Origin of the sequence: Geothrix sp., assembly GCF_030219325.1 — a bacterium.
In the GTDB taxonomy this organism is placed as follows: domain Bacteria; phylum Acidobacteriota; class Holophagae; order Holophagales; family Holophagaceae; genus Geothrix.
Map to the genome: position 1 here is coordinate 82,997 of NZ_CP126625.1, position 21,855 is coordinate 104,851.

Sequence of the window (21,855 nt, forward strand, 5' to 3'; positions counted from 1 at the left end):
CGGGCGAGACGCAGAAGGGAGTGTAACGCAAGGGTCACGCCTGTGTAGGGTTTCCGAGCCGGGTCAGCAGTTGGCGGGCCGCGTCGCCCTCGGCACCCTTGCGGGTGGGACCCTCCGCCTCTGCCGACACGGTGCCCACCGAGACCCGCATGGTGAACCGGGGGGCGTGCCCGGGACCCGCCAGACCGATCTGGTCATACACCGGGGCCGGCAGGCCGAGTCGGGCCGCGGTCTCCTGGAGGTGGGTCTTGGGGTCGGTCCGGGTCCAGCTTTCGGGCTGGGCCTGGCGGATGCTCTCCATGAACCGGGCCTCCACCAGGGTCCTCACCGGCAAGGTCCCGTCCTCGCCGCCAGCCAGCGCGTCCAGGTAGACCGCCGCGAGCAGGGCCTCGAGGGCATCGGCCAGGGGCTTGGGACCCATGGGCGGGGCCTTGCGGGGATGGGCCGCCCTCAGGGCGGCGTCCAAACCGAGGTCCAGGGCCCAGGCATGCAGGGCGTCCGTGCGCACCAGCACGCCCCGCAGCTTGCTCATGGCGCCCTCCTGCCAGTCGGGGCGCTCGCGGTGGAGCAGGAAGGCGACGGTGAAGTTCAGGAGGGCGTCGCCCAGGAATTCCAGGCGCTGGTTGTCGCGGCGGGACCCGGCTGACGAGTGGGTGAGGGCCTCGCCCAGCAGGTCCGCGTCCCGGAACCGGTAGCCCAGCCGGGCCTGCAGCTCGCCCAGGTCGTTCCTGCCACGCGTCATGATCAGTCCGCCAGATCGGCCGGCAGCTTCCGGCTGAACCGGGCCTGGTTGAGCACGGACTTGAAGCGCAGGTTCCGGGCCGCCATCTGCCCCAGGATGCCCTGGCGTCGGGCCTCGCGGAGCTCCTGGACGAACTCGCTGGTGCGGCCCTGATCGTAGAGCACCACGGCCAGCCAGGCGTGGGCGTTGACATTGGTGGGGTCGGCCTTGATGGCCTGCCGGAAGCCCTGGATGGCCTTCTCGGGTTGGCTGTCTGCCATCTGGATGGCTTCGCTCAGGGAGACATTGCCGAGGTTCATCCGCTCGTGGACCTGCAGCTTGTCCAGCTTTTCGGGCTGGTAGAGCTCGGGCTGGTCGATGGCCCTGGCCTCCCTGGGCTTCGTCTCGGCGGTCTTGGGTGGCGTGGGTCTGGCTGGTTCGGGGCGGATCTCGGCCGGGGTATCCGGCCGAGTCGAGGGCAGCGGAGCGGCGGGTTTCCGGGTGCCCTGGGGCTCGGATATGCCTGGGGACGGGATGGCCGCTTGTGTGGGGGATATCACCCCCGCGGCGGTCTTCACTTCGCCGGGAGCGGGGGCGGATTCCACTTTGGGATCCGTGGTGGTGGCCGCGGGCAGGGAGGCACGGTCCTTCAGGGTCCACCAGGTGGCTCCCGTCACCGCGAGCAGGCCCAGGGCGGCGATTCCGATCCACAGCCCCTTGCCGCTGCCAGCGGGCCGGGGGGCCGGGCGTGGTTCCGCGGTGACCACCGGGGGGGCGGCGGGGACCTGCAGGGTGGTGTTCGCGGGTACGGCCCTGGCAGCGGCCGTGGGGGCGGAGACCTGCATCAGGGTGGTGGCCTCGTCGACCTGACCCATCCAGGAGGGGTCCTTCGCGGCCCGCAGGGCCTTGGCTAGGTCCTCCGCGGTCTGGTACCGCTCCTCGGGATTCTTGCAGAGCGCGCGGTCCAGCACGGTCCTGATGGCGGGGCTGATGCCCTGCAGCTTCTCGGTCTCGATGGGGTCGGGCGGCTCATTCACGATCTTGTAGAGCACCGTCGGCGTGGTATCGCCGGCGAAGGGCTTCCGACCGCTGAGGCTCTCGTAGAGCATCACGCCCACGGCGAACAGGTCGCTGCGGGGATCGGGTTTGCCGAAGCGGATGTACTCGGGCGCCATGTAGCTGACCGTGCCCATGACCATGCCCGTGGCCGTCATGTCCGAATTGCTGATCTTGGCCACGCCGAAATCCATCACCTTGGCGTGGAGCCGCCGCCCGTCCCGCTGGACGCGGACGTTGGTGGGCTTGATGTCGCGGTGGACGATCTGCTGCCGGTGGGCGAAACCCAGCCCGTCGCAGACCTGGGCCAGGATCTCCAGCGACTCGGAGCGGGTCAGTGAATGATCCTGCAGGAGCTCCTCCAGGTCATGCCCCTTCACGTACTCCATGGCAATGTAGAGGACGCCCTGGTCCTCGCCGAATTCGTAGATGGTCACAAGGTTCGGGTGGTTCAGGACGCCGGCGGCCCGGGCTTCGCGGGCGAACCGCTCCTTGGCCTCTCCGCCCTGGGCCGCGGCGGGAAGGATGGTCTTGATGGCCACCTCCCGACCGATGGAGGGATCCACGCCCAGATAGACCTCGCCCATGGCGCCGTTTCCGAGGACGCGCTTGATCTCGAATTTCCCGAGCTTCTCGAACATGGGGGAACCCTTCCGGGCGCGTGGGTGGACGGAAGAACAGCATAGGTCCAGACGGTGCCAGGGCCAAGGGCTAGGAGCCTGTCCAAGTATTCGAGCGCCCCGCGATGACCCCAGGTGGGATGCACCGCCAGGAAGGGCCCGCAGGGCGATGTGGGTGCATCGTTCCAGGGCCCTGACGCCGCGGGGCGCTCGCCTGGGGTCATCCCGGAGGGCGTGTGGCGGCGTGCGTCGCGATGCGGCGTCAGGCTAGGATCGCGTAGTGCCCGCTACGCTCACCTCGCCTTCCTGGCCTCGCTCGCGCGGCGCCACACGCGCGGGGCATTCCAATGACTTGGGCAGGCTCCTGGGGATATTTCGGCATCAATGTGGCGCTTTCGGGGCTGGCGTCTCGGCCTGGAACATGCAAACTAGAATTCACCCCCGGAGCCTTAGTGCCCGAAGTTCGCATCCGCCATTTCCTGCCGGCCCTCATGGGATCCCTCCACCAGCAGAGGGCCGAGGGTGAGCTTGTGCTGGAACAGAACGACGGGACGCGCCGCCTCTACTGGGCCGACGGCGACCTGAAGTACCTGCGCAGCGACGCGGTCGGCGAGCAGTTCGGCAACTTCCTCATCCGCCGGGGCGTGCTGGACATGGCGTCGCTCAAGGAACTGCTCTCCGACGGCGAGGGATCGCGCGTGGGGGACCGCGTCGTGCAGTGGGGCCTGATGACCGTGGAGGAGCGCGACGAGCGCCTGCACGAGCTGCTGGGTTCGGTGCTGCTGCATGCCATGGAGCACCAGATCCTGAAGATGACCTGGATTCCCGGAGGCCTCGACGAGAACCTCAGCGGGGATCTGCAGTTCCGCCTGGATCACCGGTGGCTGGTCTGGGACACCTTCCAGAGCGCCAAGATCGACCGGGAGCTGGTGGAGATGTTCCGCAGTGAACCCGACTGGCGCTGGCGGGCCCTGCCGAACCTGCTCGAGGCCCTCAGCAGCCTTCCCCTGACGCCCACGCTCGCCTATGCGCTCTCCCTGCTGGGCACGGAGCCCCTGGGCTGCGACACCATCGCCTCCCTGACGGGGCTTCCCCAGGAGCAGGCCGCCAAGCTGGTCGCGACGCTCTGGGCCCTGGGCGGGCTGGACCTGGTGCGCGGCGAGCTGCCCCTCCTGCCGAAGGAGGAACCACCCCCGCCGCCGCCCGTCCCGGAGCCCGTGATCGAGCTCGAGCCCGACCCCGAGCCGATCCTGGTGATCCAGGATGACCTGGTGCCGCCACCCGCCCACTTCCTGTCGGACCCTCTGGAACTGGATCTGCCGGAGCCGACGCCGGTGATGCTGCCGCCCATTCCGGTGGAGGAGGCGGAACCCTCGCCCAGCGAGCGGGCCCGGCGTCTGCTCGTCAAGGCCAAGTCCTACATGATGCAGGACCGCACCAGCGAGGCCATCCGATCCCTCGAGCAGGCCATCAAGCTGGACGGGGATTCCCCGGCCGCCTTCGAGTCCTGGATGCTCCTCGGGCGGCTCAGGCTGAGCAACCCGGCCTGGTCCACCCGCGCCATCGAGGCTCTGCAGGTGGCCTCCCGCCTGAACCCCCGTGCCGCTGAGCCCTGGGCCCTCATGGGTGAGCTCTACCACCGCAAGGGCTTCCGGGCGAACGCCCAGGGCTGTTTCCGTCGGGCCCTGGAGCTGGACCCCTCGGTGGCCGTTCCCGCCGGGTGGTCCGCGGAGGACCCGGCCCTGCCCACCAAGGAGGCCCAGGCGAGCCTCATGGGCAAGCTGAGGGGGATGTTCGGCCGGGAGAAGGGCTGACCCGACCCGCACGCGGGCATTGAAGGGCCGACCCGAGGCATTCATAAACGTCCGAATTTGCGGGTTAATTCCGAATGGGCTTGAGTGGCCATGTCGGCCCCGTCCCGGCTGTAGAAATCTCCTCGTGGGATCTGGCCCAGGCTTTGCTAACACGGAAGAGAATGCCTGTGGCACCCTGATGGGCAGCGAGGAAAGGAGGTTTTTTCTGAGTGAAGGAGAAGCTCCGCTTGATCGCTTGAACCAGCTCGCAGCCCTGTTGCAGGCGGGACAGTACGAGGCGGTCGAAGGCCAGGCCCTCGCCCTGGTGAGTGAATACCCCCTTGCAGGTGGAGCCTGGCTGGTGCTTGGCGTTTCTCTGGAATCCCAGGGCAAGCCCTCGCTGGCGGCGCTGAATCGGGCCGCCCGCCTGGAACCGGACAATGCGGTGGCCCTCTGCAACCTCGGAGCGGCCGAGCAGCGGCAGGGGCAGACCGCGAAGGCCCTTGAGAGGTACAGGCGGGCCCTAAAATTTGATCCGAATCTAGCAATAGCCCATTACAACATGGGCCTTGGCCTGCGGATTGTTGGATCCAAAGAGGAGGCCATGGAGGCCTTTCGCTGTGCCATTGCGGTTCAGCCGGATTATTTTGATGCCTATTTCCAGCTGGGGTTGCTGGAACAGGAACTGGGTCACCTCCAGGCGGCGGTCGATACGTACCAGAAGGCCATAGCGTTCAGGGCCGATTCCCACATGATCTTCTACAACCTGGGGCTGGGGTTGCGGTCCCTGGGCCGCCCCGAAGCGGCGATCGAACAGTACGAAAAGGCCCTCAGGCTCAGGCCCGACCTTCCGGATGTCCTGAACAACATGGCCATGGCCTACAGGGACATGGGCCAGGTCGAAGCGGCGATTGGCTGCTGTCGGCGAGCGCTCGAGATCGATCCGATCCACTATCATGCCAATTTGCATCTCAATCTGATCTACATGGATCAAAAACGATTGGTTGAATCGGAACAATTGTGTCGCAAGGTTTTGGAAGCAAAGCCAGACTTCGCTGAAATGCGTCAGAACCTGGCCCGGGCCCTGGCTTATATGTCGGACTTCGGGGATGTGGTTTCCGAAAGCGACCGGGCCTTCCTGGACAAGCCGGACCAGGTCGTCATCTGGGAACAGCGCCTGTACTGCTATTCCTACCACCCCGACCTGAGCGCCGAGACCATCTTCCAGGAGTTCGTGCGCTGGGGGGACCGGTTCCCGGACCCGACGACGGACTTCAGCGCCCATGACCGCAATCCGAACCGCCGTCTCCGCATCGGATACGTATCCCCCGATTTCCGGGCCCACAGTTCCCGCTTCTATTTCTGGCCCCTGTTCTGCCACCACGACAAAGCGGCCTTCGAGTTGTTCGCCTACTCCAACGTCGAGAAGGAGGTGGCCTGGACCCGGCTCTTCCGGGGCCAGTTCGAGCACTGGCGGGACATCCGCGGTGTGGACGATGAGGCCGTCGTAAACCTGGTCCGGGAGGACGGCATCGACATCCTTGTGGATCTCTGCGGGCACATGCAGGACGAGCGGCTGGGGGTGTTCGCCCGGAAGCCGGCGCCCATCCAGGCGACCTGGCTGGGGTCTGCCTGGACCACCGGGCTGAAGACCATCGACTACGCCCTGTTCGATCCCTTCGTCGCCCCCGAGGGCACCCTGACCCGCGAGGCCATCCACCGGCTTCCCCATTCCTTCATGGTGTTCCAGCCCCCGCTGGAAACGGCTGACATTGTCCCGCCGCCCTGTCTGAAGAACGGCCACATCACCTTCGGGTACACCGGGCGCTCGGAGCGCCTGAACCACCGGACCTTCCGGGTGTGGGGGGAGATCCTGAAGCGGCTTCCCGATGCGAGGTTGATCCTCGACTACGCCTCCTTCGCCGACCCGATGACCCAGGGCCGTTTCCGCGACCTCCTGGTGAAGCACGGGGTGGACACAGATCGCGTGACCATGCGCAGGAGCCCCAAGGTGTTCCCCGGCCTGAACGACATCGACATCCTGCTGGACAGCTTCCCGCACGGCGGGGGCACCATGCTGATGGACGCGCTGTGGATGGGCGTGCCCTTCGTGACCCTCGCCAGCCGTCCGCCCGTGGGGCGGCTGGGGCTGGGCATGCTGATGAACCTGGGGCTGCCCGAGTGGGTGGCTGCCACCGAAGCGGAGTACATCGACAAGGCCTGCCATTTCGCGGGCGAGGCCCTGACCCTGAAGGATCTCCGGCTTGGCATGAGGGAGAGGATGAGGAACTCCCCCCTGATGGACGGACCGGGTTTTGCGCGGGCCTTCGAGGCCGCCTACCGGACCATGTTCGAGCGCTGGACGAAGGAGGTCCCCCCTGGACAGCGGACACACCCTGATTGAGGAACTGAACGGGCTGATTGCGCTGTTCAACGAGGGCCGCTTCGAAGAGGTCGAGGCCCCGGCACGCGCCCTGCTCGGGCAGTTTCCGCTCTCGGGGAGCACCTGGCTGATCCTCGGGGCTTCACAACTCGCCCAGGGCAAGCAGGCCCTGGGCGCCCTGAAGCGGGCGGTGAACCTCTTGCCAGAGGATGCAGAAGCCCACTGCAACCTGGGTGTGGCCCTGGAGCAGGGTGGCCGCCTGGCGGAGGCTGAGGCTTCCTACCGGAAGGCCCTGTCGCTGAATGCCCAGTCCGCCAATGCCCACTGCTTTCTCGGCCACACCTTGAGAAGCCAGGGCCGACTCGAGGAAGCCGTGGCCTGCTACCAGGCGGCCCTGGCGATCGATCCTGTCCACTACAAGGCGAACCATGGCCTGAAATCCGCCCTGACCCGGGTGGGCCGGTTGGCGGAAACCGAGGCCCTGTGCCGCAGGACCCTGCTGGCGAAGCCCGACTTCGATGAGATGCGACAGGCCCTTTGCAACACCCTTGCCTACATGTCGACGTATGAAGAGGTGGTGAAGGAGAGCGACCGGGTCCTCGAGAGGCAGCCCGATCAACCGGGGATCTGGGAGCAGCGTCTCTACTGTTTCTCCTACCACCCCGACCTCAGCGCCGAGGAGATCTTCCGGGAATTCAGCCGATGGGGAGCTCGCCACCCCGTCCCGCAGGTCGACTTCAGCGCCCACGATCGCAATCCGAACCGCCGCCTCCGCATCGGCTATGTCTCCCCGGATTTCCGGAAGCACACGTCGCGGTTCTTCTTCTGGCCCCTGTTCCTGAACCACGACCGGGAGGCCTTCGAGCTGTTCGCCTATTCGAATGTCCAGGGCGAAGTGGCCTGGACGAGGCTCTTCAGGGAACAGTTCGAGCACTGGCGGGATATTGGGGGAGTGGACGACGGGACCGTCGCCTCGATGGTCAAGGAGGATCGGATCGACATCCTCGTGGACCTCTGCGGTCACATGGCGGGCGAGCGGCTCGGCGTGTTCGCCCTGAAGCCGGCTCCGATCCAGGCGACCTGGCTGGGGTCCGCGTGGACGACCGGACTGAAGGCCATCGACTACGCGTTGTTCGACCCTTTCGTTGCTCCGGAAGGCACCCTGACCAGCGAGACCATTCACCGGCTTCCCCATTCCTTCATGGTGTTCCAGCCACCGGTGGAGACGGCCGACCTCGTCCCTCCACCCTGCTTCAAGAACGGGTTCATCACCTTCGGGTACTCCGGCCGCACCGAGCGGCTCAACCACCGGACCTTCCGCGTCTGGGGCGAGATCCTGAGGCGCCTTCCGGATGCAAGGCTGATCCTGGACTTCGGTCCCTTCGCCGATCCCGCAACCCAGGCCCATTACCGGGCGTTTCTCGCCAGTCACGGAGTGGATATCCAGCGGGTGGTCATGCGGAAGAGCCCCAGGATCTTCGAGGGCCTGAACGACATCGACATCCTCCTGGACAGCTTTCCCCACAGCGGGGGAACCATGCTGATGGACGCGCTTTGGATGGGAGTGCCCTTCGTGACCCTCGCCAGCCGCCCGCCCGTGGGGCGGCTGGGGCTGGGCATGCTGATGAACCTGGGGCTGCCCGAGTGGGTGGCCGCCACCGAAGCGGAGTACATCGACAAGGCCTGCCATTTCGCGGGCGAGGCCTTGACCCTGAAGGAGCTCAGGCTTGGCATGAGGGAGAGGATGAGAAATTCCCCCCTGATGGACGGGCCGGGTTTCGCCCGGGCCTTCGAGGCCGCCTACCGGAGCATGTTCGAGCGCTGGTCGAAGGGGGCTTCCCGTGGATAGCCAGAGCGCGCCAACCGGGCGGTTGAACGATCTGCGGGCCCTGTTCAATGGCCAGGCATTCGAGGAGGCCGAGCTGCAGGCCAGGAGCCTGATGGCCGACTTCCCGCTCTCCGGCGAGGCGTGGCTGATCCTGGGGGCGGCCCTGCAATCCCAGGGGAAGGCCGCCCTTCCCGCCCTGAAGCGGGCCGTAAGCCTGATGCCAGGGCATGCCGAGGCCCACTTCCGCCTCGGGATCGCCCAGGAGCAGATGGGCCGGCTCGAAGCAGCGGAGGACAGCTACCGCCAGGCCCTGATCCTCAACACCCGGTTTGCCGATGTTCACTGCTTTCTTGGTGAGACCCTGAGGAAGCTGGGATCTCCCGAGGAGGCCATCGAGAGCTTTTCCAGGGCGCTCGCCATCAATCCCGTTCATGAAAAAGCGAACCACTGCCTGAGGTTTCTGTATTCGAGACTGGGCCGGCTCGTGGAGGCGGAGGCGCTCTGCCGGAGGACCCTCGCGCTCAAGCCTGACTTCGACGAGCTGCGGCAGTGCCTTTCCACCGCGCTGGCCCACCTCTCCAATTACGAGGACGTCGCGAGGGAGAGCGACCGGGCCATGGAGCGGTGGCCCGACCACAAGGTGATGTGGGAACAGCGCCTCTACTGCTTCTCCTATCATCCCGACCTGAGCGGGGAGGACATCTTCAAGGAGTTCGTGCGCTGGGGGGACCGCTTCCCGGACGCCAGCCCGGACTTCAGCGACCATGATCGGAACCCGGAGCGCCGCCTCCGCATCGGGTATGTCTCTCCCGACTTCCGTTCCCACAGCTCCCGATTCTATTTCTGGCCCCTGTTCAGCAACCATGATCGGGCCTCCTTCGAGTTGTTCGCGTACTCCAACGTCGAGCATGAAGCCCGCTGGACCCGCTGCTTCCGGGAGCAGTTCGAGCACTGGCGGGACATCCGGGGCGTCGATGATGAGGAGGTCGCCAGGCTGGTCCGGGAGGATCGGATCGACATCCTCGTGGACCTTTGCGGCCACATGGAGGACGAGCGGCTCGGCGTGTTCACCCTCAAGCCGGCCCCCGTCCAGGCGACCTGGCTGGGATCCGCCTGGACCACCGGACTGAAGGCGATCGACTACGCGATGTTCGACCCCTTCGTCGCCCCCGAAGGGACGCTGGCCCGGGAGACCATCTACCGCCTTCCCCATTCGTTCCTGGTGTTCCAGCCGGACCCGAAGACGGCGGACCTGGCGCACGCCCCCTGCACCAAGAACGGCCACGTCACGTTCGGCTATTCGGGACGGACGGAACGCCTGAACCACCGGATCTTCAAGGCCTGGGGAGACATCCTGAAGCGCCTCCCGGATGCCAAGCTGATCCTCGACTACCCCCCCTTTGCCGACCCCGCCACCCAGGCCTACTACCGCGACTTCCTCTCCCGGCAGGGTGTGGACACGGATCGCGTGATCATGCGGAGGAGCCCCGATATATTCGAAGGGCTGAACGACATCGACATTCTCTTGGATAGTTTTCCTCATGGCGGGGGAACCATGCTGATGGACGCGCTTTGGATGGGAGTGCCGTTTGTAACCCTGGCCAGCCGCCCGCCCGTGGGCCGGCTGGGGACGGGCATGCTGATGAACCTGGGGCTGCCCGAGTGGGTGGCCACCAGCGAGGCGGAATACGTCGAGAAGGCCTGTCGTTTCGCGGGAGATCCGCAGGGGCTGGATGAGCTCAGGCTCGGGATGCGGAAGCGCATGCAGGCCTCCCCGCTGATGGACGGACCCAGCTTCGCCCGGGGCGTCGAGGACGCCTACCGGTACATGTTCGATACCTGGCTTCAAAAACACCCCTTGTCCAACCCCTCGAACGCCATGCGGGGCGATTGCCCAGGCGGAGGTACCGCATGAAAGTCGTCATCCTCGCCGGTGGTCTGGGCACACGACTCAGCGAAGAAACCCACTTGAAGCCCAAGCCCATGATCGAGATCGGAGGCCGTCCCATCCTCTGGCACATCATGAAGATGTATTCGCGGTACGGCCTGAACGAGTTCGTCGTCTGCCTCGGGTTCAAGGGGTACATGATCAAGGAGTACTTCTCCAACTACTTCCTGCACATGAGTGACGTCACCTTCGACATCCAGAACAACCGCATGGAGGTCCACGAAGAGCACGCCGAACCCTGGCGGGTCACCCTCGTGGACACGGGTGCGGACACGCTGACCGGTGGGCGCCTGAAGCGGATCGCCTCCTACGTCGAACGGGAGAAGGACTTCTGCCTGACCTACGGGGATGGCGTGTCGGACATCAACATCCGGGACCTGGTGGATTTCCACCGCTCCCACGGCAGGAAGGCCACCGTCACCGCCGTCCAGCCCCCCGGCCGGTACGGCTCATTGGTATTGGAAGACCGGGCGGTTCAAGGGTTCATCGAGAAACCCCTCGGCGATGGAGGATGGATCAACGGCGGCTTCTTTGTCCTCTCCCCGGAATGCCTGGATTTCATCGAGGACGACGCCACCGCCTGGGAGGGGACTCCCCTCACCCAGCTGGCCGCCGAAGGCGAGCTCATGGCCTTCAAGCACCACGGGTTCTGGCAGCCCATGGACACCCTCCGGGACAAGACCCAACTGGAAACCCTTTGGCAGCAGGGAGTGGCCCCGTGGAAAACCTGGGACTGACTGGCGCCTTCTGGCGGGACCGCCGGGTCTTCCTGACCGGCCACACGGGCTTCAAGGGAGGCTGGCTGACTCTCTGGCTCGAGGCGCTCGGCGCCAAGGTCCACGGGTTCGCGCTGCCTCCCCCAACCCGGCCGAACCTGTTCGACGCCGCCGGAATCGAGGCGCATGTCAGCGGCAGCACCCTCGGCGACCTGGCCGACCGGGCCCTGCTGGCCAACGCCCTGCAGCAGGCCCAGCCCGAGGTGGTCTTCCACCTGGCGGCCCAGCCGCTCGTGCGCCACTCCTATGCCTTTCCGGTGGAGACCTTCGCGACCAATGTGCTGGGGACGGTCCACCTCCTCGAGGCCGTGCGCGGGTGCCCTTCGGTGCGGGCGGTGGTCAATGTCACCACCGACAAGTGCTACGAGAACCAGGAATGGCCATGGGGGTACCGGGAGAACGATCCCCTGGGAGGGGCCGATCCCTATGCCAGCAGCAAGGCCTGCTCCGAACTCGTCACCGCGGCCTATCGCCGCTCCTTCCTCGGGACCGCCGGCGTGGGCGTCGCCACGGCTCGGGCCGGCAACGTCATCGGGGGCGGCGACTGGGCGGCGGATCGCCTGCTTCCCGATGCCTTCCGGGCCCTGGACGGGGGGAAACCCCTGATCATCCGCGCCCCCGGGGCGATCCGCCCCTGGCAGCATGTACTGGAGTCCCTGTCCGGCTATCTGGCGCTGGCGGAGCGGCTGCACGAGGATGGGCAGGCCTTTGCGGGCGCCTGGAACTTCGGCCCATCTGAGCAGGGGGCCAGGTCGGTGGCGGACCTGCTGGGACGGCTGGCGGAGCTGGAGCCGACCTTCCGGTGGGAGCACGACGCTTCGCCCCAGCCCCATGAGACGTCGGTCCTCATGCTCGACAGCACGCGCACTCGGCTGAAGCTGGGCTGGCAGCCCCGCTGGCAGGTCGAGACCGCCCTGGCCCGGTCGTTGGCCTGGCATCAGGCCTGGCGGCAGGGGCGCGACATGGCCGAGTTCACCCTGGAGCAGATCCGGGACTACTCACAGTCGGTAGGGGAGAGGACCTCTCCGTCATGAGTGGCGCCCGCTTCGAGTTCCAGGAGGGGGACCTGCCGGGCCTCAAGCTCGTCCGGCGCAAGCCCATCGAGGACGCCCGCGGTTCCCTCGTCCGCATGTTCTGCGCCGATGCCTTCCGCACCAGCGGCTTCGCCCCCGCCATCAGCCAGATCAACCACACGCTCACGAAGCGGAGCGGCACCGTGCGGGGGTTCCATTTCCAGCGGCCGCCCCATGCCGAGGTCAAGCTGGTCAGCTGCCTCAGGGGGAGCATCTTCGACGTGGCCGTGGATCTCCGGGAGGGTTCGCCCACCTTTCTCCGCTGGCAGGGCGTCGTGTTGTCCGAAGCCAACCAGACCGGCCTCCTGATTCCCGAAGGGTTCGCCCACGGCTTCCAGGCCCTGGAAGCGGACTGCGAGCTGCTGTACCTGCACTCTGCGCCCCACCATCCCGAAGCCGAGGGCGGCCTGCATCCCCTGGATCCAGCCCTGGCCATCGCCTGGCCCCTGGAGATCGCGGACCTCTCGGACCGGGACCGCTCCCATCCGATGCTGCTTCCCGCCTTCAAGGGGCTCTCGCTATGAAATGCCGTCATTGCCATGCCGAGCTGGAGCTCCCCTTCATGGACCTGGGTTCGGCCCCGCACTCCAACGCCTATCTGACCGAACAGGCCCTGCATGCCCCCGAGCCCTGGTTCCCCTTGAAGGTGCTGGTCTGCCGCGCCTGCTGGCTCGTCCAGACCGAGGACGTGGTCGCGGCCGATGCCCTGTTCAACGAGGATTACGCCTACTTCAGCTCCTACTCCGAAACCTGGCTCAGGCATGCGGAAGCCTACGTGGCGAAGATGGTGGATCGCCTGGGCCTCGACCGGCATTCGCTGGTGGTGGAGCTCGCGGCGAATGATGGCTACCTGCTGCAGTACGTGCAGGCCCGGGGGATCCCCTGCCTGGGCATCGAGCCCACGGCGGGCACCGCCCGGGTGGCCCGGCAGAAGGGCCTCGAGATCATCGAAGCCTTTTTCGGAGCAGGCCTCGGTTCGGAGCTCGCCGCCTCGGGCCGGCAGGCGGATCTGGTCACGGCGAACAACGTGCTGGCCCACGTTCCCGACATCAACGACTTCCTGTCGGGCATCGCCAGGCTGCTGAAACCCGGCGGCACGGCGACCTTCGAGTTCCCCCACCTCCTCAGCCTGGTGACGCAGGCCCAGTTCGACACCATCTACCACGAGCATTTCTCCTACCTGTCCATGACGGCGCTGGACGGCATCCTGGGAATGAACCAGCTGAGGGCCTTTGATCTCGAAAGCCTGAGCACCCATGGCGGCAGCCTCCGCGTGTTCGCGCAGAGGGCGGATGCCCCCCCGCGGGAACCGAGTCCGGCCCTGCTCGGTTGCCTCGAGGCCGAGGCCGCAGCGGGCATCCGGTCGGATGCCTTCTACGCCGCCTTCCAGTCCCGAGCGGATGACATCAAGAACCACTTCCTGGAATTCCTGCTGCAGGCGAAGCGGGACCACAAGACGGTGGTGGGCTATGGCGCCGCGGCCAAGGGCAACACGCTCCTGAACCATGCCGGCGTCGGGCCCGACCTCATCTCCCATGTCATCGACCGCAATCCGGCGAAGCAGGGCAAGTACCTTCCGGGCAGCCGCATTCCCATCTGCGAGGAGGCCCTGCTCAAGCAGCTCCGGCCCGACTTTGTCATCATCCTCCCCTGGAACCTGCGCGAGGAGGTCGTGCAGCAGCTGGCCTACATCCGCGAGTGGGGAGGGCGCTTCGTCACGGCGGTGCCCGCCCTCCGGGTCAGCTAGGAGGGCGCATGAAGGTCCTCCTCACCGGCGCAAGCGGATTCCTGGGACGCCATGTCCTGGAAGCCCTGCGTTGCCGGGGCATCGAGACCGTTCTCGTCGGCCGGCATCGTCCCGCCGACTGTCCCTTGGAGGAGTACATCGAGACCGACCTGCTGGCCGAGCCTGATGGCGGAACCCTGTTCAGGGCGTCCGGGGCGACCCACCTGCTGCACCTGGCCTGGTATGTCAAGCATGGCCAATACTGGACCTCGGAGCTCAACCCGCGCTGGGCCGAGGCGACGGTCCGGCTGGTGGATGGCTGCTGCCGGGCGGGCTGCCAGGGCATGGTGCTGGCAGGCACCTGCGCCGAGTACGACTGGTCGGGCGGCATCTGCCTCGAGGACAGCACGCCGCTCCGGCCAGCCACCCCGTACGGCGCCTCCAAGGACGCCGCCCGAAGGCAGGCGATGGCCCTGGGCGTCCAGCATCAGGTCCCCTGCGCCTGGGGCCGGGTGTTCCTTCCCTACGGTTCTGGAGAGGACCCCCGGCGCCTGGTCCCCTCCCTGATCGAGGTCTGCAGGGGGCGCCGCGCTCCCTTCGCGGTGGACGCCGCCGCCCATCGCGACTTCCTCCACGCTTCCGATGTGGCGGAGGGCTTCGTGACGCTGCTGAATCGGCAGGCCAGCGGGGAGTTCAACATCAGTTCGGGGCAGCCAGTGGAGATCGGAACGCTCGTGCGGGAACTGGCCAGGATCATGGGTGCCGATCTGCAGGCCGTGCTCGATCTGTCGGTTAGGCGCCCTGGGGAACCGCCCCTGTTGGCGGGCGATAACCGGAAACTCCGTGCCCTGGGTTGGCACCCGCAGCTCTCTCTCACCCAGGGGTTGGAGCGGACGATCCGTGAGGCGCTGGCATGACCGCGCATCCCTGCCCCATCTGTGCCGGAGACCGGACCACGGTCTTCCTCCGGCGCGATGGCGTGCCTGTGCACCAGAACCTGGTGATGGCCACTCCGGAGGCCGCGCGTTCACTGGCCCGGGGTGACCTGACTTTTGCGGTGTGCCCGGACTGCGGCTTCGTGTTCAACCAGGCCTTCGACCTCGCCCGGCTGGCCTATGGCGAAGACTACGATAACACCCAGTCCTGCTCCGCGACCTTCAACACCTACCTGGATGGGCTGGTGGAGGACCTCGTCGACCGCCACGGGGTGCGGAACTGCGCCATCGTGGAAGTGGGCTGCGGCAAGGGTGGGTTCCTCCGCAAGCTGGTGGAATTCGCAGACGCCAACAACACGGGGACTGGTTTCGATCCAAGCTACGTGGGGGAGGCCACGAGCTCGGATGGGCGGCTGACCTTCCGCCAGTGCTACTACGATGACGCCTGCACGGAGATCCCCGCCGACGTGGTGGTCTGCCGTCACGTCATCGAGCATGTGCCGGACCCGATGAGCCTGCTGCGGTCGGTCCGGGCGGCGCTGTCCCGGTCGCCGAGGGCGCGGGTGTTCTTCGAGACGCCCTGCGTGGACTGGATCCTGCGCAACCAGGTGGTCTGGGATTTCTTCTACGAGCACTGCTCCCTGTTCACGGCCAGTTCCCTCGGAGTGGCCTTCGAGCGAGCCGGCTTTGCGGTGGACCGGGTCAAGCACATCTTCGGGGGGCAGTACCTCTGGCTGGAGGCGCGAGTGGCCGGGGCCACCCGGCCGACCCTCGAACCCGGCGAGACCGTGCAGCTTGCCCAGGCCTATGGGGCCAGGGAGGGCCAGCTGCGGCAGCGCTGGCAGGCGAGGCTGCTCGAGCTGGGAGCCCTGGGCCCCGTGGCGTTGTGGGGCGCGGGCGCCAAGGGAGCCACCCTCGCGAACCTCGCGGATCCGGACGGCACGCACATCGACTGCGTGGTGGACCTGAATCCGAACAAGCAGGGCGGCTTCATTCCGGGCACGGGACACCCCATCGTGGCACCGGCCGACCTCCCCGGTCGCGGCGTGAAGCGGGCCATCCTCATGAACCCGAACTACCGCCAGGAGAACCTGCGTCTCCTGGCGGAACATGGAATCAACCTTGATCTGCTGGACTGGAGCGAGCCATGAGACTGTCCCTGGACACCGACGCCAAGACACTCACCCTGGATGAAGGTGGAATCGGCAAGGTCGTGGACCTGTACTCCAAGGAGGCCTTCGAGGCCCTGTCCCGCCAGTGGGTGCGGCTGGGCTGGAACCAGAAATACCAGTACACCTTCAGCTGGATGGGCCGCCCGGTCATCCAGCTGCCGGAGGACATGATCCGCATGCAGGAGGTCATCTTCCAGGTGCAGCCGGACGTGATCATCGAGACCGGCGTGGCGCATGGCGGCTCCCTGATCTTCTATAGCAGTCTCTGCCGGGCCATGGGGAAGGGACGGGTCATCGGCATCGACATCGAGATCCGGCCCCACAACCGCAGGGCCATCGAGGCGCACCCGCTGAATGACCGCATCGAGCTGGTCGAAGGCAGCTCGACGGACCCCGGCATCGTGGCGCAGGTGAAATCGCTCGTGAAGCCCGGCGAGGCCGTGCTGGTCATCCTCGATTCGAATCACACCTACGCGCACGTGCACGACGAGCTGGAAGCCTACGCGGACCTGGTGACGGCGGGCTCCTACATCGTCGCCACCGACGGCATCATGCTCGACCTGGCGGACGTGCCGCGCGGCGTGCCTGCTTGGGCCACGGACAATCCCACCTTCGCGGCCCGGGATTTCGCGGCGGAACATCCTGAGTTCGTGATCGAACAACCCACCTGGCCCTTCAACGAGAGCGGGCTGGACCAGAACATCACGCACTGGCCCGGAGCTTGGCTGAGGCGCCGCTAGGGGCCCGATTGACAGGTCGTCACCGCTGTTGTCCAGATTGTATTGATGGGCAGAATCCGGCATTAATGCGCGTAAACCCATCTATCAAGAAAAAATAAATTCCAGTTTTGCCGCCGGCTGTCCGAAGAGACTTCGGTTGGGGGATCCCCCCGGCACAACCCGGCAGCACGGATGCTGCCTCCTAACATCATGGAGGATGTTATGGTTACCATTCTGAGTAACGTGAATGCCCTGGCCGCAAGCCGCCAGCTCGGCGTCACCAAGATCGACCTGAACCGGACGATCACCCGTCTCACCACCGGCCGACGCGTCAACACCGCCTCGGACGACGCGGCCAGCCTCGACGCCGGCAACACGGCCATGGCCACTTCCCGTTCCGCGGCCGCCTCGGTTTACAAGAGCCAGGCCGCCTACTTCGTCGCCCTCAACACCGATGGCGCCAACCAGCAGTTGACTGAACTGGCTTACAAGCAGGCCGAACTGGAAGGCGGCGGCAACAGCGGCCTCCAGGAATACACTGACCTCGCCGCCGTCGCCGGCATGGGCAGCAACTCGTCCGCTTCACTGGCCGCCATTGCCGCCAGCCAGAAGACCAACGCCGCCGCCATGTCCAAGGCGCTGAGCGATGCCCAGCTCTCCGGCATCTCCGCGGAAACGCAGCTCGGCATCGCCGACTCCTATCTGGGTGCCGACATGGGCGCCGAGATGGCGAACCTCACCAAGTACCAGATCATGATGCAGGCTGGCACCAGTGCCCTGAGCAATGCCAACCAGTCCGCACAGACGATCCTGGGCCTCTTCCGGTAGTAGGCATTCTCTGACTTCTGGAGGGGGCGGAATCCTTCTGTCCCCTCCAGGCGTTTGAAGTCCGGAGAGGAGGTTTGTCATGGCCAATGCAATCAGTCCGTTGGGAAGTCTCCCCGTCGTGGCGACTGGTGCCGCCTCGCCCAAGCCCGTCAGCGCACGGCCAGCCCCGGCTGCGGCCAGGGGTTCCGTGGGCAGTCCCGCGGCGGCTGCGGCCCAGATCAACCAGCACCTCCAGCAGGCCGAGCCGGAGCTCAAGCTCCAGGTGGACGCGGGCTCAGGCCGTACCGTCTACCAGGTCATCCAGCAGGGTACCGGCGAGGTGGTGCTGCAGATTCCTTCCGAGGAAGTGCTGGGGATGTCCCGGCGCCTGCGGGAAATGGAGGGCCAGGGTCAGCCATCCGGTGCCCTGGTGGACAAGGAGGGCTAGGCTTTCCTGCTCTTGTGCCAATCGAAGTGCGTGTAAGTGAATGCATCCAGCAGTCTCACCGTCGGGGCCCTTCTCCTGGAGGGCCCATCCTGTTTTATGACGAGAATCCCGCCAACCCGAATTGAGGCGCCGTCATCACACGAGAGAAAAAAGATTAAAGTTTGCACCCACCCCGTCCGAAGAGACTCGGGTCGGGGGATTCCCCCACACAACCTGGCGGCACGGATGCTGCCTTAAAACATCACGGAGGATGTCATGGTCACCATTCTGAGCAACGTCAATGCTCTCGCCGCCAGCCGCCAGCTCGGCGTCACCAAGATCGACCTGAACCGGACGATCACCCGCCTCACCACCGGCCGACGCGTCAACACCGCCTCGGACGACGCGGCCAGCCTCGACGCCGGCAACACGGCCATGGCCGCCTCCCGCTCCGCGGCCGCCTCGGTTTACAAGAGCCAGGCTGGCTACTTCGTCGCCCTCAACACCGATGGCGCCAACCAGCAGCTGACCGAACTGGCCTACAAGCAGGCCGAACTGGAAGGCGGAGGCAACAGCGGCCTCCAGGAATACACCGACCTCGCCGCCGTCGCCGGCATGGGCAGCAACTCGTCCGCCTCGCTGGCCCTCATTGCCACCAGCCAGAAGACCAACGCCGCCGCCATGTCCAAGGCGTTGAGCGATGCCCAGCTCTCCGGCATCTCCGCGGAAACGCAGCTCGGCATCGCCGACTCCTATCTGGGTGCCGACATGGGCGCCGAGATGGCGAACCTCACCAAGTACCAGATCATGATGCAGGCTGGCACCAGTGCCCTGAGCAATGCCAACCAGTCCGCACAGACGATCCTGGGCCTCTTCCGGTAGTAGGCATTCTCTGACTTCTGGGGGGGGCGGATCCAATCTGCCCCCTCCAGGCATTTGAAGTCCGGAGAGGAGGTTTGTCATGGCCAATCCAATCAGCCCGCTGGGAAATCTCCCCGTCGTGGTGACTGGTGCCGCCTCGCCCAAGCCCGTCAGCGCACGGCCAGCCCCGGCTGCGGCCAGGGGTTCCGTGGGCAGTCCCGCGGCGGCTGCAGCCCAGATCAACCAGCACCTCCAGCAGGCCGAGCCGGAGCTCAAGCTCCAGGTGGACGCGGGCTCAGGCCGTACCGTCTACCAGGTCATCCAGCAGGGTACCGGCGAGGTGGTGCTGCAGATTCCTTCCGAGGAAGTGCTGGGGATGTCCCGGCGCCTGCGGGAAATGGAAGGCCAGGGCCACTCTTCCGGTGCCCTGGTGGACAGGGAGGGCTAGACTTTCCTGCTCGCATGACTATCGAGGTGTGTGATGGCGACTTCATCCTTGACTTCAATCAGCGGCATCACCACTGGCATCGACACCAAGGCCCTCGTCGATGCCATCGTGGCCCAGAAGGCCACTGGCATGAACCGGCTGCAGGCCAAGAAGGATCTCAACGACAAGAAGACGGCGGCGCTCACCGCCATGCGGACCGCCCTGACCACCCTGTCCCTCAGCATGGCCAGCCTTCAGGACAAGCTGAACAGCCGCACGGTGACGAGCACCGACACCAACAACACCAATGTGACGGCGACCGCGACAGGCATCGCCTCCGGCAATTACGACATCAGCGTCAAAACGGTCGCCACCAAGGGTCGCCTGTCGGCGGCCCTCGACCCCGTGACGGGCTACACCCTGTCGGTGGCCAACCCCGGCGATTCCACGCTCTCCCCGATCTTCACGTCTGGAACCTCGGCCACCTTCGCCGTCCAGGGCACCGATGGCGTCGTCAAGGAGATCACCCTCGATGCCTCGTCCAATTCCCTGAATGGCCTGCGGGACAAGATCAATGCCTCGGGGGCCGGCGTCACCGCCACGGTGGTGAACGTGGGCAAGGGCAGCAGTCCCTATCAGCTCGTGCTGACCGCCAAGGACACGGGTACCGGGAAGACTGGCGGCGTCGTGACCCTCGCCACCCTGTCGGGCACAGTGGCCGCCTCCCTGGGGATCGCGAGCGGAAGCTACGGCGCGCCCCTGGCGGATGGCACGCAGACCATCGTGGGCGGCGTGACCTCCGCCACGTCTGGCGCGAATGCCACGGATGCGGACTTCACCCTCAACGGCATCGAGCTCACGCGCACGACCAACGTGGTGAAGGATGCGGTCGATGGCATGACCTTCACCCTGAAGCAGGGGAACCAGGCCGGAACGACCACCCTGTCGGTGGCTCCCGACAAGGCCGGGGCCACGGCCGCAGTGCAGGACTTCATCACGAAATACAACCAGCTGATGAAGGACTACCACGACGCCTCGACCTCCACCAAGAACGCGGACGGCAGCATCAACCAGGCGCCGCTGGCGTCGGATTCGGCCACCCGCGCCATGATGGGCAACCTCAAGGCCACCCTGTTCGGCCAAACGGCCGGGCTGCCCGGCGGAGCCACCTACAAGACGCTTCCCAACATCGGGATCAGCACCCAGGCAGACGGCACCGTCTACCTGAACACCATCACCTTCCAGACGGCCATGACCAACGACTTGGCCTCCGTCCAGCGTCTGTTCACCTTTGCCGGGGATTCCACCAGCCCGGCCGTGACCGTCAGGGCGGGTGGCAGCAAGACTGTGACGGGTCCTATTGATTTTGCCATCACGAAGGATGCGGGAACGGGCGTGCTCTGGGGGACGCTGACCCGCAATGGCGTGACCAGCGACCCGATCCAGGTGACGGATGGCGTCCTGTCTGGGACGGGCGATTTTGCCGGTCTGAGCCTCGCCGTCGGTGGCGCGGGCAGTGGAACCATCACCCTGAGCCGGGGCGTGGGCCAGGCGGCGAAGGACCTCATCACCAATTTCACCACCCCCGGCAGCGCGGGCGGGATCTCGTCCATCCTGGATTCCATCCAGGCCCAGAACAAGAGCTTGGGCTCCCAGATTCAAGATGCCCAGACGCGGTTGAACCATGAAAGGGACAACCTGACCAAGAAGTTCGCCCAGATGGAATCTGTGGTGGCCCAGATGAGGGCCGGTGCCAGCTCCCTTGGTTCGGCCTGAGACTTGCCTCGACTCATGATTCGGCAGAAATCGCCGAAACACAGCTGGGGGACCCATCGTGAACGCCTATGCCAAATCCGCAGATGCCTACCTGACCCAGCGCATCATGAGTGCCAGTCCCGAACAGCAGGCGGCCCTGATCATGGAGGCCGGCCAGCGGCACCTGGGCAGGTCCATCCAGGCCTTGAACCGCAATGACATTTCGGGGGCGGCCACCAGTCTCACCCGGGTCCTGGATGCCATCACCGAGGCGACCCTCCGCCTCAACTACGAAGACGGCGGAGAGCTGGTCGAGAACCTTGAGAAACTCTACGACTGGTGGACGCGAGAGCTCGTGGCCGCCGGTCACCTCAAGGATGCGAAGCGCCTGGCGGTGGTGGCCGAGCAGATGGGTGACATCCGGCAGGCCTGGGAGCAGTTCCACGAGAAGAAGACCGGCGCCGTCCAGGGGGCCGAGCCTTCCTTCGGGAACCAGGTCATATGAGCGATGCCAGGGTCCGCGCGGCCATCGAGGAGATGGAGGCGTGGCTGGCCGACCCCGCCTGGGAGCCGGAGGCCGAGGCCCTTGCCCGCTGGGATGCGGAGTTCAGGGCGGCGATGGCGCAGGCGGAGCGGGCGGAAGGGTGGCCAGCCCTGGCCGGCCGGGCCCACGCGGCCGGGAAGCTGCTGGAAGCCCGCATCCCGGTGGCTGTCGAGGCGCTGAACCGGGTCCGGGCGGAACTGGAAACCCAGGCCCAGGGGAACCGGGCGCTGAAGGGTTACGGCGCTGGGGTCCGCTGAGACGGTTCCAGGCCCATGAGGCCTGCC

The 21,855-nt window shown here is 66.2% G+C and carries 20 protein-coding genes; 18 read left to right on the forward strand and 2 right to left on the reverse strand.

From position 1 onward, the window contains the following. Window positions 1–34: 34 nt before the first annotated feature. A complete protein-coding gene (locus QOZ81_RS00405; protein WP_291203294.1) occupies window positions 35–742 on the reverse strand; it encodes a ribonuclease III family protein in 708 nt (235 codons plus the stop codon). A 2-nt stretch (window positions 743–744) separates the two neighbouring features. After that, window positions 745–2,418, reverse strand: coding sequence for a serine/threonine protein kinase (locus tag QOZ81_RS00410; protein ID WP_291203291.1), 1,674 nt, complete (start codon window positions 2,416–2,418; stop codon window positions 745–747). 431 nt (window positions 2,419–2,849) lie between these two features. On the opposite strand from QOZ81_RS00410, the gene QOZ81_RS00415 reads away from it, so the two are divergent. The 18 genes from QOZ81_RS00415 to QOZ81_RS00500 all read left to right on the forward strand — a co-directional run bounded on the left by QOZ81_RS00415 (window position 2,850) and on the right by QOZ81_RS00500 (window position 21,828). Then, window positions 2,850–4,211, forward strand: a complete 1,362-nt coding sequence (locus QOZ81_RS00415) for a tetratricopeptide repeat protein (RefSeq protein WP_291203287.1) — start codon at window positions 2,850–2,852, stop codon at window positions 4,209–4,211. 178 nt (window positions 4,212–4,389) lie between these two features. Continuing rightward, window positions 4,390–6,594: an O-linked N-acetylglucosamine transferase, SPINDLY family protein gene (locus QOZ81_RS00420; RefSeq protein WP_300715200.1), complete on the forward strand. Its 2,205-nt coding sequence runs from the start codon at window positions 4,390–4,392 to the stop codon at window positions 6,592–6,594. Beyond that, entirely contained in the window at window positions 6,506–8,422 is a 1,917-nt protein-coding gene (locus tag QOZ81_RS00425; protein WP_291203278.1) for an O-linked N-acetylglucosamine transferase, SPINDLY family protein, read from the forward strand. Before QOZ81_RS00420 ends, QOZ81_RS00425 begins: the two co-directional genes overlap by 89 nt. Further along, window positions 8,415–10,316 carry an O-linked N-acetylglucosamine transferase, SPINDLY family protein gene (locus QOZ81_RS00430; protein WP_291203273.1) on the forward strand — a complete coding sequence of 634 codons (1,902 nt, stop codon included), beginning with the start codon at window positions 8,415–8,417 and terminating at the stop codon, window positions 10,314–10,316. The genes QOZ81_RS00425 and QOZ81_RS00430 overlap by 8 nt, the downstream gene beginning before the upstream one ends. Next, a complete protein-coding gene (gene rfbF, locus QOZ81_RS00435; RefSeq protein WP_291203270.1) occupies window positions 10,313–11,086 on the forward strand; it encodes a glucose-1-phosphate cytidylyltransferase in 774 nt (257 codons plus the stop codon). Before QOZ81_RS00430 ends, rfbF begins: the two co-directional genes overlap by 4 nt. Continuing rightward, window positions 11,068–12,159, forward strand: a complete 1,092-nt coding sequence (gene rfbG, locus QOZ81_RS00440; RefSeq protein ID WP_291203267.1) for a CDP-glucose 4,6-dehydratase — start codon at window positions 11,068–11,070, stop codon at window positions 12,157–12,159. The genes rfbF and rfbG overlap by 19 nt, the downstream gene beginning before the upstream one ends. After that, on the forward strand, window positions 12,156–12,722 hold the full coding sequence (locus QOZ81_RS00445; RefSeq protein WP_291203264.1) for a dTDP-4-dehydrorhamnose 3,5-epimerase family protein: 567 nt from the start codon (window positions 12,156–12,158) through the stop codon (window positions 12,720–12,722). The genes rfbG and QOZ81_RS00445 overlap by 4 nt, the downstream gene beginning before the upstream one ends. Next, window positions 12,719–13,945: a class I SAM-dependent methyltransferase gene (locus QOZ81_RS00450; protein ID WP_291203261.1), complete on the forward strand. Its 1,227-nt coding sequence runs from the start codon at window positions 12,719–12,721 to the stop codon at window positions 13,943–13,945. Before QOZ81_RS00445 ends, QOZ81_RS00450 begins: the two co-directional genes overlap by 4 nt. Before the next feature lie 8 nt (window positions 13,946–13,953). Continuing rightward, the gene (locus QOZ81_RS00455; protein WP_291203258.1) at window positions 13,954–14,841 is read left to right on the forward strand and encodes an NAD-dependent epimerase/dehydratase family protein; all 888 of its coding nucleotides are present in this window, start codon (window positions 13,954–13,956) and stop codon (window positions 14,839–14,841) included. After that, entirely contained in the window at window positions 14,838–16,010 is a 1,173-nt protein-coding gene (locus QOZ81_RS00460) for a class I SAM-dependent methyltransferase (protein WP_291203256.1), read from the forward strand. The genes QOZ81_RS00455 and QOZ81_RS00460 overlap by 4 nt, the downstream gene beginning before the upstream one ends. Beyond that, on the forward strand, window positions 16,007–16,771 hold the full coding sequence (locus QOZ81_RS00465; protein ID WP_291203254.1) for a cephalosporin hydroxylase family protein: 765 nt from the start codon (window positions 16,007–16,009) through the stop codon (window positions 16,769–16,771). The genes QOZ81_RS00460 and QOZ81_RS00465 overlap by 4 nt, the downstream gene beginning before the upstream one ends. 201 nt (window positions 16,772–16,972) lie before the next feature. Further along, window positions 16,973–17,578, forward strand: a complete 606-nt coding sequence (locus QOZ81_RS00470) for a flagellin (RefSeq protein WP_291203251.1) — start codon at window positions 16,973–16,975, stop codon at window positions 17,576–17,578. Window positions 17,579–17,657: 79 nt separating this feature from the next. Further along, on the forward strand, window positions 17,658–18,005 hold the full coding sequence (locus QOZ81_RS00475; RefSeq protein WP_300715206.1) for a flagellar protein FlaG: 348 nt from the start codon (window positions 17,658–17,660) through the stop codon (window positions 18,003–18,005). Between the two features lie 255 nt (window positions 18,006–18,260). Further along, window positions 18,261–18,866, forward strand: coding sequence for a flagellin (locus tag QOZ81_RS00480; RefSeq protein WP_300715207.1), 606 nt, complete (start codon window positions 18,261–18,263; stop codon window positions 18,864–18,866). Window positions 18,867–18,945: 79 nt separating this feature from the next. Next, window positions 18,946–19,293: a flagellar protein FlaG gene (locus QOZ81_RS00485; protein WP_291203248.1), complete on the forward strand. Its 348-nt coding sequence runs from the start codon at window positions 18,946–18,948 to the stop codon at window positions 19,291–19,293. Window positions 19,294–19,326: 33 nt separating this feature from the next. Then, window positions 19,327–21,048, forward strand: coding sequence for a flagellar filament capping protein FliD (gene fliD / locus QOZ81_RS00490; RefSeq protein ID WP_291203244.1), 1,722 nt, complete (start codon window positions 19,327–19,329; stop codon window positions 21,046–21,048). A gap of 58 nt (window positions 21,049–21,106) precedes the next feature. Next, window positions 21,107–21,532 carry a flagellar export chaperone FliS gene (gene fliS, locus QOZ81_RS00495; RefSeq protein WP_291203242.1) on the forward strand — a complete coding sequence of 142 codons (426 nt, stop codon included), beginning with the start codon at window positions 21,107–21,109 and terminating at the stop codon, window positions 21,530–21,532. Next, entirely contained in the window at window positions 21,529–21,828 is a 300-nt protein-coding gene (locus QOZ81_RS00500; RefSeq protein ID WP_291203239.1) for a hypothetical protein, read from the forward strand. The genes fliS and QOZ81_RS00500 overlap by 4 nt, the downstream gene beginning before the upstream one ends. Window positions 21,829–21,855: the final 27 nt, after the last annotated feature.